This window comes from Mesorhizobium sp. L-2-11 (assembly GCF_016756595.1).
Taxonomy (GTDB): Bacteria; Pseudomonadota; Alphaproteobacteria; order Rhizobiales; family Rhizobiaceae; genus Mesorhizobium.
The window spans coordinates 66,959-80,432 of record NZ_AP023259.1; the positions used below are offsets into that span (position 1 = coordinate 66,959).

The following is a 13,474-nucleotide window of genomic DNA, read 5'->3' on the forward strand; positions in this document are numbered from 1 at the left end:
ACATATAATGAGCCAAGTACATAGTGCACAAATGGCGCAGCGGTTCTTGTCCGTAATGAGGAGCACCCGAGCCAAAGAAGGACTGGAATTCTGCTTTGCCGTTGGCACAATTGTCATTGCCGGCGAAAAGAAGCCAGTGGTTTTAGTGCGGAAGAAAGGCCTGACAAGCCTGCGGCGAACTCTGGAAGATATGCGCTATAAAACTCCCAAAGGTGTTCAGGAACCTGTTGACTTCAAGTTTCTGAGATCTGGTACGGGGAGGATGAACCCAGAGGGCGTCATTGTCGTACGGCTGGCCAAGGGAGGCATGGCCAAATTTATGGCGATCAAGACACAAATGAGGCGTTATTTCAAGGACCTGAGAGTAAGCCTCCCGGACATACAGGAGGCTCAACCCCTGAGTGAAGAAGACCTCAATCGATTTGAAATAGCAGCCCAGGCGAACTCTGACGACCTGCCTTCAGATGACAATCAGGAAGTCGTCGAAGTCGTCAAAGAGAACCTGGCGGAAGGCGCTGCGGAAGCTCTCCCTGAAGCACTGAAGCAAACCATAGCCACTTCGGCAGCGTCAATCGCAGCTCACTCCAATCGTATCAGTCGGCAAACGGGGTTAATGCAAACAGCCGAGCTGGGGCCATTGACTAGTAAAATCGCCGATTGGCTCAAGGCGATACTGACCGCAACGCCGTTTGAAGAGCGGGAAAATGCCCTCCACAACTTCACTTGCCGGCTGCTATTGATGCTGGCCTACGACGACAATCGGAGAAATCTCCAGTATGTGGACGAGGCGCCCGATGACGACGAGATGCAAACGGATCGTCCTGCGAAGCCGGACGAAGCAGGCGTAGACGACGTTGAGCGGGAAACGATCATCATAGGTGGGATCAATCTCGACCGTGTTGCGACAGACAAGGTCGATCAAGACGAGGTTGTAGAAACCCTGTTTCGAATGACCAAGGCAGAGGCACAAGAGCGACGGCTTCCTTATCCTCTGGAAAACGCGAGTTCCGACAGAATCGCCATGATGGTGTCATCGCAATGGCCCAAAGAAGAAGGCCATGCTGCAAACAAGCGCGAGATTTTGGAGCGTCTGATTGCCGTGTTGGAGCAGCGGCTCCGCGATGACGATCAGCTGATCGCCGTGCTTGGGCTCAAGAAGACGGATAAGCTGGAAGGGGATTTCCTCGCGTCCGTTCGGAGCATCAAAGATAAATGGCAAGCGCGCCTCGACGGCGCGCTGGTGCATTGGGAGGAGACGAAGAGCAAAATCAACGAGAAGTACGATGTAAAAGCCCGTGGCGGAACATGGAATCCGATCGACGAGCTCTTCCAGGAGATCAATATTGCGGTCGCGAACGAGCTTGCTGACATTACTAGGCAAGGGGCCGAGGCAAGGTTTGATGCGATCGAGCGCGGTGAAGCGATCATCGAATCCGTCCTCCAATACCTCGACGGAAGCGAATACATCCAGCTGCTTGACAACCCTCCGGCGGCCTTCGCTCCGATCACGATCGGGAAGACGCTGCGGGACGGAATTGGTAGTGTCGGCAGCGAGCTGAAGCGCGTCAAAGCCTCTCTCCCTGCGCCCGCACCGGCCGCATAGTCGCTCAAGGTAACGCCCTACGCGTGTTCAACTGACCGATGAAACAGGAAGCGGTCAGTTCGATGCGATAGGCGTTGTGGACGAGGCGATCGAGGATGGCATCTGCGATGGTGGGATGCTAGTTCGCACCTTCGGCGATTGGAAGTCGTCCGTGAAAAACTCGGAATGCTTTGATTCCGTTTAACAATTTCCCCTGATTTCGGTTTTCAGATTGCCGAATTTCGTGGCTTTGGGCTGCGGTTTCCGGCAAATTGGATGCGCTTGTTCTGCGTGATTCGAGACGATGACGAAGCAGCGAGGGAAGCGAGCGATGCGACCGAAGGAACGGCGCGAGAGCGGCCAGACGGACCTGTTGCGATCCCGGCTCGACCACATTCTCAATATGGATCATGCGCTGGTGAAGCTGGCCAAGACGATCGACTGGCGTTTCCTCGAAGAACGGCTGGGCGAGGTCTATGACGACGATCCTGGCCGGCCGCCTTTGCCGACCCGGCTGATGGCGGGATTGGCCATCCTCAAGTCGATGCACAACCTGTCCGACGAAAGCCTGTGCGAACGCTGGCTGGAGAACCCCTACTACCAGCTGTTCTGCGGCGAGGAGTTCTTCCAGCACCGCTTGCCCTTCGACCGCACGTCATTGACGCGCTGGCGCCTGCGCATGGGCGAAGAACGGCTCACGGCTCTGCTCCAGGAGAGCCTTGCGGCGGCGACCAGGTTGGGGGCGGCCAAGCCGTCGGACTTCCGCGCGGTAATCGTCGACACTACCGTGCAGGAAAAGGCCATCACCTTCCCGACCGACGCCAAGCTGATGCATCGCGCCCGCGAGCGGCTGGTCAAGCTGGCCAGGAAGCATGGCATTGCCCTGCGCCAGTCCTATGCGCGGGTCGGCAAGATCGCGCTGATCAAGCATCAGCGCTATGCCCATGCCAAGCAATTCAAGCGGGCCAACCGGCAACTCAAGCGCCTGCGCACCATGCTGGGAGCGGTGATCCGCGACATCGTCCGCAAGCTCGCCATGCGGCCAGAGCTGATGCAGGTCTTTGCCCTGCCGCTGTCGCTGGCCCGGCGCGTCAGGGACCAGCGCCAGCGCGAGCGGGGCAAGAAGGTGTATTCCCTGCACGCTCCGGAGATCGAGTGCATTGGCAAGGGCAAGGCCCACAAGCCCTACGAGTTCGGCGTCAAGGTCTCCGTCGCCACCCCGCTGCAGCGCAGCCGCGGCGGCCAGTTCGTCGCCCATGTCAAGGCGCTGCCCGGCAATCCGTATGACGGCCACACGCTGGCGACCATCATCCCGGCGATCGAGGACACCATCGGCGTCAGCCTCGGCAAGATCGTCACCGATGCCGGCTACCGCGGCCACAACGCGCCGAAGGACAAGATGTTCAAGGTCCATGTCGCCGGCTACAAGCGCGGCCTCACCCAGGCCGTCAAACGGGCGCTGCGACGCCGGGCCGCCGTAGAACCCGTCATCGGCCATCTCAAGAACGACCACCGCATGGGCCGCAACTTCCTGGCCTTCTCCGAGGGCGATGCCAACAACGCTGTCCTTGCAGCCGTCGGCTATAACTTCAGCCTCCTGCTCAACTGGCTGAGGCTTTTGTGTGCCTTCTTCCTGGTACTGCTCACGTCCGCTGCAGTGCCACCAATCCGGCCGCGATCAGCCTGACGCCATATCAGCTCTGATATGGCGGGTGGGAATGCTCCCGCTTCGCCTCCGATCCCGAAATCAACCTTCTTCACAGACGACTTGGAATGATCCGCCGCCCGGCTTTGTTGAGGTCGATTTTGTGGCCGCCAGGATGCTGAAGGCGCTGGCAAGAACCGACCTGCTCATCCTCGACGGTAGGGGGGCCCGAAAAGCTCAACGACGATCGGCGCCGTATCGGGCCGTCGCCCCGTGCCAAGGCGAGTGCTGCGAAGAACCTGGGTGCCCGACGTCACCGGCAAGCCGCAGCATTTGTCGTAGATGTCTCATGGTCAGCCTTCTCTTTGCCGGCATCATGCGTCCCTTGTTCCAAAGGACCGTCATGCCAAAGTTGCTGACCCAGGTGCTCCTTCTCAGGTCTCAAAGTGGCCGGAACTGATCGGAATGGTGGCCGGCTTCACGTCGGAACGGCGGCCAGCTTCAAGTTGGAATACACGGCCGAAAAACGTCGGAATCCGCACCTCGGTCAAAAGCCGACCTATCGTCGCCGAGCTTACTGTCAGCAGTTTGCCGCGGAGCGCCTCATCGAGTGCTAACCGGCCATGTCGCTCAAGCGCAGGCAACAAGACAGGGATCAACGGCTTAAGACATTTGGAACACAACCGCTCCGAAGCCTCCCACAACACGATGAGGCGCCTCGCGGACATCGCTGCCGTAAAAGCGGCTGTGGCTCTTGCCCGCAGACGGCCTCTGCTCACGACGGTTCATAACACGGACCGCGTGCTTGCGATAATAGCCGGTTACCGCCACGAATTGACCCAGAATGCGCCGCTTGTCATCTTGACACGCCGCTCGATAACGCTCCATGATCGCCGCTATCAGTGCCGACCGTGACGCCATGCTGAGCCCCGCCATCCGTCCCCCGAACGGGAATGGCACGACCTGTCCATCCCGTTCGGAATAGGGGCACTATCGGTAACATTTTGCTTGAGGCAATGCGCCTCCCTATTGGATCTTCAAGCGATCGGAACTTGGAAGCCGGAAGCCCAGCGGATTGTTCGTCGCGCGCGACAAAACCCCAAATGCCCCCGCGGGATCGCATCCCGATCAGGATAGCCTATTCGCTTCAATGACATATACAGATGGGTGTTATGAAACAGGATTGTAGAAGATCAGATACCGGGCGATCGCGGTGCGTGCCCCCGGCACGCTAGTATAGGCATGCAGGTAGGTGCCCTGATCGGAGTTGAAGATCTCGGGATTACCGTATTTCGCCAGCGCCTCCTCGAGGGCTTCAATGCAAGAGGCCGCATCCATGGTGATCGACAGCCGCCAGCTAAATACCTTGCGCCTGAAACACTGGACCACAGCAACGAGGTAGCAGAAGCCGCGGCCCATCAGGAGTGGAGTAAGAAGCGCAGCTGCGCTTATCCTCCCCGAACCCTACGTGCACTTTTCAGCACTTACGGCTCTCTATTGGGTCAAATCCGGGAACTGCTGGATAAATTCTGGCGGGGCTCCTTTGCCGCTGTTTTCTTGTCGAGATCGTTTTGGGTCTCGTATTCCTGATCGAGTTCCTACCTGACGGCGGTCATCTGGCGGCGCTCGAAGTCGGTGATCCTGATTGCCCGCCACCGCTCGGCAGCTCGGATCATGGCGCCGAGCATGAGCTTGAGAACGGGCTTCTCGCCTAAGGCATTGGGAATGATCTTTAGCCTGCGCCGCTCCTCGACGAACAGACGTTCCAGAAGAGTCGTGGTCCTGATGGCGCGGCGGTGAGTGATCGGCATTCTCAGATGCGCAATTGCCGCTTCGAAGTCGTCCATGAAGCATGGCGACCGCGCTCGGCAGCTGGCCTCGTAGTCCTTCACCAGACCGGCGGCGAGAGGTTCTGTTGCAAACTTTTTCGTTACGGGTTGTCTGGCAAGTGACCTCCGACATTTTTTTAGGAGGTTTGTGATGTTCAGAGGCCGGCATTTCGACCGATCGGTCATCCTGGTGTGCGTTCGCTGGTATCTGGCATATGGTATAGCGCGGCGATCTGGGAGAGACCTGCGCGACAATCTGGATGAGACTCTCAGAGCGCGGTCATGGCGCATTGCATCGCCTGAACTGCTCCCGGATGTTAGGTCGTTGCCTCATCTGATTTGCTCCCCGCAGTTTTGGGGCGGGAGCAAATCAGATGAGGCGGATAAGCATGGCGACGCGGGATGAGCTGGTGAAAGTGGTAGCGGAGCGCTACGCCCGAGGCGATCGGGCAGAGAAGACGCGCATTCTCGATGAATTCGCGGCGGTGAGCGGCCTTCACCGCAAGCATGCCATGCGTTTGCTGCGGAGTGGACCACCGGCGCATCGTTCGGGGCCGCGGCCGGACCGCCGGCTTTATGACGACGCGGTGCGCGAAGCGCTGATCGTGCTCTGGGAAGCTTCGGATCGCATCTGCGGCAAGCGTCTGAAGATGCTGATTCCGATTCTGGTGGAGGCGATGGAACGTCACGGGCATCTGCATCTAACCGCCGAGATCCGTACACGTCTATTGGCGATGAGCGCGGCCACGATCGATCGCGCTCTTCGCGAGGTTCGAGACATCGCTGGTGGGCCGAGACGCCGTCGCAGCACAGCGTCCACCGCGCTGCGGCGCAGCATTCCGATCCGAACCTTCTCCGATTGGCAGGATCCGCCGCCTGGATTCGTCGAGGCCGACCTGGTGGCGCACAGCGGACCGACGGCGCGGGGAAGCTTCATACAAACGCTTTGTCTTACCGACATCGCGAGCGGGTGGACGGAATGCGCGCCCTTGCTGGTGCGTGAGCAGAAGCTGCTGAGCGAGGTGCTGACGGAATTACGTCGGCTCCTGCCATTTCAGCTTCTCGGATTCGACACGGACAATGACAGCGTGTTCCTGAACGAGACGATACGCGACTACTGTCAGGAGGCCGGCATCGAGTTCACCCGCTGCCGTCCTTACCGCAAAAATGACCAGGCCTTCGTCGAACAGAAGAACGGCGCCGTGGTGCGGCGCATCGTCGGCTATCGCCGGCTGGAGGGACTCAAAGCCGCTGCGGCTCTGGCACAACTCTACGCAACGGTGCGGCTGTTCGTGAACTTCTTTCAGCCCTCCTTCAAGCTGGCCGGAAAGGAACGGGACGGCGCCCGCATGCGCAAGCGCTATCACCCTGCGGCAACACCGTGCCAGCGACTGCTGGCCGATCCACGCACGCCTGAACCGGTTCGGGCCAGGCTGGCGCAAACACAGGCGAGGCTGGACCCGGTAAAGCTGCTGCAGGAGATGCGATCGGCGCAGCAGCGCCTCGTCGAAATTGCCGATGAATCCTGCACGCCGGCGCTGGTGGTGAACGATCCGGCGCTGGACCAGTTCCTGTCGGGTCTGCGGACGGCCTGGAAGGAGGGGGAAGTCCGCCCCACCGCAAGAGCCAAGCCGATGCAAAAGCGGGGTCGTCGTCGACCGGATCCGCTTGTGAAGGTCACAGGCCAGCTGCGCGCGTGGTTCGACGAAGAGCCCTGGCGGACCAGCCGCGAATTACTGGTGCGTCTGCAGGCGGAGCAGCCGGGGCAATATCCTGATCCACTTCTGCGCACGCTGCAGCGCCGCTTGAAGATCTGGCGGAAGGAAAAGGCACACGCGATGGTGTTCGGCCCAATACACGTGGAGCCGGCAATCGAGCCGATCGCCCATTGATCGAATCCTAGCCCTGGGGAACATTATGGTGAGGCAACGGAAAATCGTTCGGGAGCATTCCAGGGTGAGGCAATACGATGGGCAAATTATCATGCTGATTGTCGCTGGCAAGGTTTTCGTCGTTTTCTGATCGTCGCTCCGCGACAAGCTCGTGCATGTTTTTGATTGTCGCGTAGGAGGCGGGCCTGCCGCGCTGGCGTTTGGCTTCCATGGCGGATCTGCGCCGGTAGCTTTCGACATGGTTCTGTTGCAAATTTTTGTTGAACTGAAGCAAGAAGAGATGGCGGGCGGTGCTTATGCGGCGGCGAGGATATCGAACTGCTCGGCCAATGACGGATTTGGGTTGAAGGCGAACCTCGCCTGTCGTTTGCGCATCATGTGAAGCATTTCGATGCCGTCGAGGATGATGCTTGCGGCTGCGGGAGATTTGAAGCCGAGCATCGGCCGAACACGGCGCTTGATCCGCCGATGGTCCTGCTCGATCCGGTTGTTCAAGTATTGGCTTTGGCGGATTCGGATCGGCTTCGGTCGGCGCCTGCAGCGATCCTGCAATCGATGTGTCGTATCGCAGGAAACGATCGCCTCCTGGTTGGTCTGGCTACCATCGATGACGACACGATCGGGACGCCCATGGCGCTCCAGCGCTTTCCTGAAGAAACGCTTGGCCGCCGGCAAATCCCGATGTTCGCTGAAATAGAATTCGACCGTGTCGCCGACGCTGTCGATAGCGCGGTAGAGATACATCCACTGCCCTCGGACCTTGATGTAGGTTTCATCAACATGCCATTTGCCGGTCGCTGCGCGCTTGCGCCGGTTGAAGCGCTCCAGCAGCAAGGGCGAGAAGTGAACAACCCAGCGATGGATCGTCGAATGATCAACGCTAATGCCACGCTCGGCCATCATCTCCTTCAAATCGCGCAGGCTCAGTCCATATGCCAGATACCAGCGAACGCACACCAGGATGACCGATCGGTCGAAATGCCGGCCTCTGAACATCACAAACCTCCTAAAAAAATGTCGGAGGTCACTTGCCAGACAACCCGTAACGAAAAAGTTTGCAACAGAACCTCGCCGCGCCGCACTCCGGCTCGGTGGAATATCTCGGCGAGATTGCCAATGACGCTGCTGCCATCAGCAAGCTGTGCGATCGTCTCAGGCGGTCCGGCAAGCCACTGGCGTTTTGCTATGAGGCTGGCCCGTGCGGCTATGGCGTTCATCGCCAACTCACGAGGCTTGGCCATCGGTGCGACGTGGTGGCGCCGTCGCTGATTCCGCGGAAGCCCGGCGATCGGTTGAAGACGAACCGCCGCGATGCCACCATGCTCGCCCGCCTCAATCGAGCCGGTGAGTTGACCCCCGTTTGGGTGCCCGACGCCGATCACGAAGCCATGCGCGACCTGGTCCGGCTACGCAGCGTCGTACGACAAGTGGTGACGCAAGCGCGCCAACATCTTCAGGGATTTCTGCTGCGTCACGGGCGCAAGCACGAGCGTGGGACGGCCTGGCGAATGGCTTACCGGCGATGGCTTTCGACATTGGCCTTCGAACATCCCGCTCAGCAGATCGCATTTCAGGATTACGTCGATGCCGTCATGGATGCGGAACGGCGCCTGCAGCAGGTCGAGGAACAGATACTCAGCCTTCTCCCGGAATGGAACCAGCGCCCGGTTGTTGACGCCTTGCAGGCCATGCGGGGGATCGCGCTGATCAATGCCGTGGTGCTGGTCGCGGAGGTCGGCGACTTCACACGGTTCTCCAATCCACGCCAGCTCATGGCCTATTTCGGCCTGGTGCCTGGCGAGCAATCGAGTGGTGAGACCGTCTGGCGCGGCGGCATCACCAAGACCGGCAACAGCCATGCCCGGCGCGCGCTGGTCGAAGGCGCCTGGGCTTACCGGATGAGAGCGCGCATCGGCCGGCACAAGGTCGACCGGATCGAGGCGCTGCCAAAAGTCGTTCGCGATATCGGATGGAAAGCGCAGGTTCGGCTGTGCACCCGATACCGTCGGCTGAGTGCGCGCGGCAAGAACGCCAACGTCGTCAACGTCGCCATCGCACGCGAGATGGTGGGCTTCATCTGGTCGATCGCCTGCACGGTTCAATCCGCGCCAAAGGCGGCGTGACCGCTATTTGACAGACAGCCAGCAGAGGAGATCGCAAAACCCCAAGATCAGCCTCGGCGCGATATGCGGCGCTGGAGGCGGGACAATGCCGGGGAGCCCTCGTCACCACTATGAGCCTCGATGCTCGCCATCTAGACAGAGGCAGCCCCAAACGAAACAAGGTCATGCGGCCCGACCCGCGGATGAGAGATTGTTGACCGACGTTCAAGTCCCGCCTCTTGCACCTCATATCCGCCGTACAAGCGCCTCGACCGCCGATCGGATCGGCGGGCCAATTTCTACGCCAAAGGCCATTGTCAGCAATCATGAGAGTGTCCTGATTCCGAAGTTCTGACGATTTTAGCCTGTTGGCCGCCAGTTTTGAGAGTTGCGAGGCAGAAGCGCTGGACCGGACCGAGGCGAGAATGTCGAGCGCCGCTTGACCAGCCTCGTCACCCGAATCCACCATAGCTCCAGTCGCCCAATTCAGCTCCATCAGCGCAAGGGCATCATCGGATTCGCGCAGGCGCGCGGATCAGCGTCGCAGCCGGTTTTGCAGTGCCCGCCGATCAATGACGAGGTTATTAAGGTGCTGCGGCTGTGGCAGCCCTTGTGCCAATCCTGTAACCAGCGCCCGCGTGCCGTCCACCACAAAGACGCCGCAATCATCAGTGTTATCCTGCCGGGCCATTTCGGGTGACTCCAGCCGGGCGCCCAGCCGGTCTGCAAGCTCCTTTGCACGCTCGTGATTGTATCCCTTAGAGGAGCCGTCCTCGTGACGGGATACCCTGTAGGAGTCGTAGTGATAGGCCACCAGGTTTTCTCGGTCCCGGCGATCGACGAGCAGCAGCGACCAGTGGCTGCCGCGCTCCTGAAGATTAGCAGCACTGGCATCGTTCACCGGCAGGAACAGGAAGTCGGCCGTATCCGAACCGTGCCCGCCGTCCCGGACGATCGCCCGGAAGTGGCGTTGCCAGCGCGCGGGGCTGAATCGCAGAAGTTGGACAAAAGGGGGATCCACGAGCCGCGTCCGGGCGGCCAGACCCGGATCGATCTGCTGCAACTCGCCCCGCAGGAGATCGTAATCCCTGGAGATGTGCTCGTCGCCCAGCCATTGCCTCTCGCCGAGCCAAGCTCCAGGGTGATGGGTGAGATGAACCTCTCCGTCTAGCTGCAGCTCGGCCGTGTAAAGCTCACCGTTGATCAAGAAGCTTGTCTGTGGAGCGAACTGGCTTGGCGCGACCCAGCTGTTCTGCAGGAGGTCAATCACAACGTACGAGGCCTGTCGGGGGCCGTGGTCCCATTTGCCAAGTAAGTGTCCAATGTCAGGTAATTCCCGGGTGCGAGTTGATGGGCCGGCCCATACCGGCGCAGAATAAGCATCATCGCGAAGCTCGTGCGGTGTGGACGGCAAATCAACCAGAGGCTCAAGCCCGCTGTAGATGTGTGCTGACCGAGCCCTTGCAGACGACGATGGCCCGGCTTCCGGCGTCGGCCACTGATTTAGATCAAAACCCGATGGCAACTGCGGCGACCAGGTTGAGCTCGACCCGGCAGGCCCCAGCCGTCCGCGTTCGGACAGCTCATCCCACAACGGATCCGGATCGTAACCTGACACTGGAGACTGGCCAGATTGCTGCGGCCAACCCGCCTGCTCAGGGGGCATTCTCCACGCTTCGTTAGGCGCAACGACCCGTTGGTACTTCTGAAGCTTGTCTAAAGCCACGCCGCCCCCGGTCGGTCCATTGGCTTCCTTGAATGCCCGAAAATCATCCTTCAACCCGTCGTCTATCTGCTCCTGATTGCCGTTGAGTCGGCTCGCTATGCTCGGCTTTCCTTCCCTTCGGAGCCAATCACTAAACCCGCGTTGCCTGCTGGCCAACTTGTTGATAGTGCCCCTCTGTGCTGCAGTCGTCTCCGGCCCAAAGCTGTGCTTGCAGAAACCGTCGATTAGGCGGGCGTCGTCGGGATAAGGGGCCAGGGTACGGCGCGTCCTAACGTTCCCGGCGCGGGAATCCAGCAGGAGCTTCAAGGCTGGGTGGACACGTTCGTCGCCACCCTCATCGACAAATGCCGCCGCACGGGCAGCCAACTGAGTGCTGTCATTGTTGTCAAGCAGTTCGGTAATTGACAAGTATCTGGGGTGAACCTGAAGCCAGACGCTGAACCCGCGCAGGAAGTATCCAAAACTCCTCACGGTAGAGGCGGTATGGCTGGTGTCGGGGTCCCTCTTCCTGGCTTCGTCCATTGCGGTCTTGAACTCGAAAATGAGGTGCTCGTCCTCAGCGGCGGGCCGGGACTTCCTAACGTTCCCGGCGAGGAAATCCCGCAGGACCTCCAAGGCTCTATGGACACGATTGTTGCCACCCTCGGCCACAAACGCCGCCGCATGGTCAGCCAGAGTGCTGTCGTAAAGCAGGCCGGCAATTGTCAAGCCGGACTGGTTCTGGAGCCAGCCGCTGAACCCGCGCAGGGCGGATAACCAATTGTTGACGGTACCGGCGGCATGGCTGTTGTCGGGGTCCCTGTTCCTGGCCTCGTCCATTGCGGCCCTGAACTCGGAAAAGAGGCGCTCGTCCGGACCGTCCGCGCGCCCGCGCTTGGCAGAATCAATGCGAAGCGTCGACTCAAGGACAAGCTCCGTTTGCTGTCTCGAACCCTCGGACGATTTCCTGCCGCTGCTCGGGACGAAGGCTTTCTTCACTGTCTTCAGGAACGATTTCAATCCACCGCTTTTTTTCGGCTGGGGGGCGATTGCCGGCTCCTCCGAGAAGGAGGAATAGGCCTCCGACGAGGCGGTCGAATGCCTGGAGCGCGAGCGGTTCGAGGCTGCGTAAGACGTGTCTATACTGTGGCGCGCGCTGCTGAACTGGTTGTCCTGCAGGTCGGGCGGCGGCGGCATGCGCATCGACCCACCCACGGACGTGCGCCGAATCGCACCTCTGTCTGGATCAGCAGTGGAGCCGCCCAGGTTCAACTCGCTCATTTGCCGCTCCATGGCCGCTTGCTGCGCCCTTAGAGCCTGATAGCCTTGGATAAAATCCTCCGTTCCTCCTGTCAGACTCGCAACCCAACGGGTTTCAGCGTCGTCGGGAGCATCGTAGGGCCATGGCCCGCCTGTATTGTCCATTGCGGTCTCCGGTATCACAACAAGCAAATATACTAGCGCCTATCGGTGGAACCGCCGTCATGCACAATTCATATTCAGCCATTCTGGCCGGACATGGTGATGGTTCCCAGGGGACTGCCGATGCACGCTGACTGGCCGTCAGCTTTTGGAGCATAGGACGAAGTGATGATCGCTTCGCCCGTCAGCGCCAATCGCCACCGCTTCCCGCGGATCTGTTGCTACGTCTTGATCACCAGCACTGTGGCAAGGAGCCACGATCATTTTCGGAGAGCTGCAATGTTCAAACGCCCGTCAGTTCGATCAATGATCAATCCGTGATCCTGCTGTGCCTGCGCTGGTACCTGCCGCGACCTGCCGGCAGCCAAGCGCCTCTTCCGGAAGGCCCTGGAGGCCCACGGCAGACCGGATCGCATCGTCATCGACGGCAGCCCGACCAATATGAGGCGATCATTTCCTGCGACGCCGAATACCGTCTGCGGAATCGATCGCGACGAGCGCTAAAGCCGATCCGTATCCGCAAGAGCAAGTACAAAGGTTCTGTTGCAAATTTTTGTTGAACTGAAGCAAGAAGAGATGGCGGGCGGTGCTTATGCGGCGGCGAGGATATCGAACTGCTCGGCCAATGACGGATTTGGGTTGAAGGCGAACCTCGCCTGTCGTTTGCGCATCATGTGAAGCATTTCGATGCCGTCGAGGATGATGCTTGCGGCTGCGGGAGATTTGAAGCCGAGCATCGGCCGAACACGGCGCTTGATCCGCCGATGGTCCTGCTCGATCCGGTTGTTCAAGTATTGGCTTTGGCGGATTCGGATCGGCTTCGGTCGGCGCCTGCAGCGATCCTGCAATCGATGTGTCGTATCGCAGGAAACGATCGCCTCCTGGTTGGTCTGGCTACCATCGATGACGACACGATCGGGACGCCCATGGCGCTCCAGCGCTTTCCTGAAGAAACGCTTGGCCGCCGGCAAATCCCGATGTTCGCTGAAATAGAATTCGACCGTGTCGCCGACGCTGTCGATAGCGCGGTAGAGATACATCCACTGCCCTCGGACCTTGATGTAGGTTTCATCAACATGCCATTTGCCGGTCGCTGCGCGCTTGCGCCGGTTGAAGCGCTCCAGCAGCAAGGGCGAGAAGTGAACAACCCAGCGATGGATCGTCGAATGATCGACGCTAATGCCACGCTGGGCCATCATCTCCTTCAAATCGCGCAGGCTCAGTCCATATGCCAGATACCAGCGAACGCACACCAGGATGACCGATCGGTCGAAATGCCGGCCTCTGAACATCACAA

General features: G+C 59.8%; 7 protein-coding genes and 6 pseudogenes. 6 read left to right on the plus strand and 7 right to left on the minus strand.

What is annotated here, in order from left to right; all coding sequences use genetic code 11:
• Positions 1-7 precede the first annotated feature (7 nt).
• Positions 8-1,603, plus strand: a complete 1,596-nt coding sequence (locus JG739_RS33125; protein WP_202367929.1) for a hypothetical protein — start codon at positions 8-10, stop codon at positions 1,601-1,603.
• A 4-nt stretch (positions 1,604-1,607) separates the two neighbouring features.
• On the opposite strand, the pseudogene JG739_RS36300 reads toward JG739_RS33125, so the two are convergent.
• Positions 1,608-1,721, minus strand: a pseudogene (locus JG739_RS36300) (AAA family ATPase); the annotation flags it as partial.
• Between the two features lie 192 nt (positions 1,722-1,913).
• On the opposite strand from JG739_RS36300, the gene JG739_RS33130 reads away from it, so the two are divergent.
• Positions 1,914-3,269: an IS5 family transposase gene (locus tag JG739_RS33130; RefSeq protein WP_199202942.1), complete on the plus strand. Its 1,356-nt coding sequence runs from the start codon at positions 1,914-1,916 to the stop codon at positions 3,267-3,269.
• Positions 3,270-4,478: 1,209 nt separating this feature from the next.
• On the opposite strand, the pseudogene JG739_RS33135 reads toward JG739_RS33130, so the two are convergent.
• Positions 4,479-4,661: pseudogene (locus JG739_RS33135) on the minus strand (DDE-type integrase/transposase/recombinase); the annotation flags it as partial.
• 68 nt (positions 4,662-4,729) lie between these two features.
• Positions 4,730-5,134, minus strand: a pseudogene (locus JG739_RS36575) (IS256 family transposase); the annotation flags it as partial.
• Between the two features lie 73 nt (positions 5,135-5,207).
• On the opposite strand from JG739_RS36575, the pseudogene JG739_RS36580 reads away from it, so the two are divergent.
• Together JG739_RS36580 and JG739_RS33145 are read left to right on the plus strand one after the other, a co-directional pair.
• Positions 5,208-5,321 (plus strand): annotated as a pseudogene (locus JG739_RS36580) (IS6 family transposase); the annotation flags it as partial.
• Between the two features lie 109 nt (positions 5,322-5,430).
• Positions 5,431-6,948, plus strand: coding sequence for a DDE-type integrase/transposase/recombinase (locus tag JG739_RS33145; protein ID WP_199202461.1), 1,518 nt, complete (start codon positions 5,431-5,433; stop codon positions 6,946-6,948).
• A 7-nt stretch (positions 6,949-6,955) separates the two neighbouring features.
• Here JG739_RS33145 and JG739_RS33150 read toward each other — a convergent pair.
• A pseudogene (locus JG739_RS33150) lies at positions 6,956-7,189 on the minus strand (hypothetical protein); the annotation flags it as partial.
• A 53-nt stretch (positions 7,190-7,242) separates the two neighbouring features.
• Positions 7,243-7,944, minus strand: coding sequence for an IS6 family transposase (locus JG739_RS33155; RefSeq protein ID WP_006329070.1), 702 nt, complete (start codon positions 7,942-7,944; stop codon positions 7,243-7,245).
• 59 nt (positions 7,945-8,003) lie between these two features.
• Between JG739_RS33155 and JG739_RS33160 the strand changes: the two genes are divergently transcribed.
• On the plus strand, positions 8,004-9,071 hold the full coding sequence (locus tag JG739_RS33160; RefSeq protein WP_244750041.1) for an IS110 family transposase: 1,068 nt from the start codon (positions 8,004-8,006) through the stop codon (positions 9,069-9,071).
• A gap of 514 nt (positions 9,072-9,585) precedes the next feature.
• On the opposite strand, the gene JG739_RS33165 is transcribed toward JG739_RS33160, so the two are convergent.
• A complete protein-coding gene (locus JG739_RS33165) occupies positions 9,586-12,036 on the minus strand; it encodes a Ulp1 family isopeptidase (protein ID WP_244750042.1) in 2,451 nt (816 codons plus the stop codon).
• Positions 12,037-12,525: 489 nt separating this feature from the next.
• On the opposite strand from JG739_RS33165, the pseudogene JG739_RS33170 reads away from it, so the two are divergent.
• Positions 12,526-12,710: pseudogene (locus JG739_RS33170) on the plus strand (IS6 family transposase); the annotation flags it as partial.
• A 57-nt stretch (positions 12,711-12,767) separates the two neighbouring features.
• Here JG739_RS33170 and JG739_RS33175 read toward each other — a convergent pair.
• Positions 12,768-13,469: an IS6 family transposase gene (locus tag JG739_RS33175; protein WP_199202916.1), complete on the minus strand. Its 702-nt coding sequence runs from the start codon at positions 13,467-13,469 to the stop codon at positions 12,768-12,770.
• Positions 13,470-13,474 lie beyond the last annotated feature (5 nt).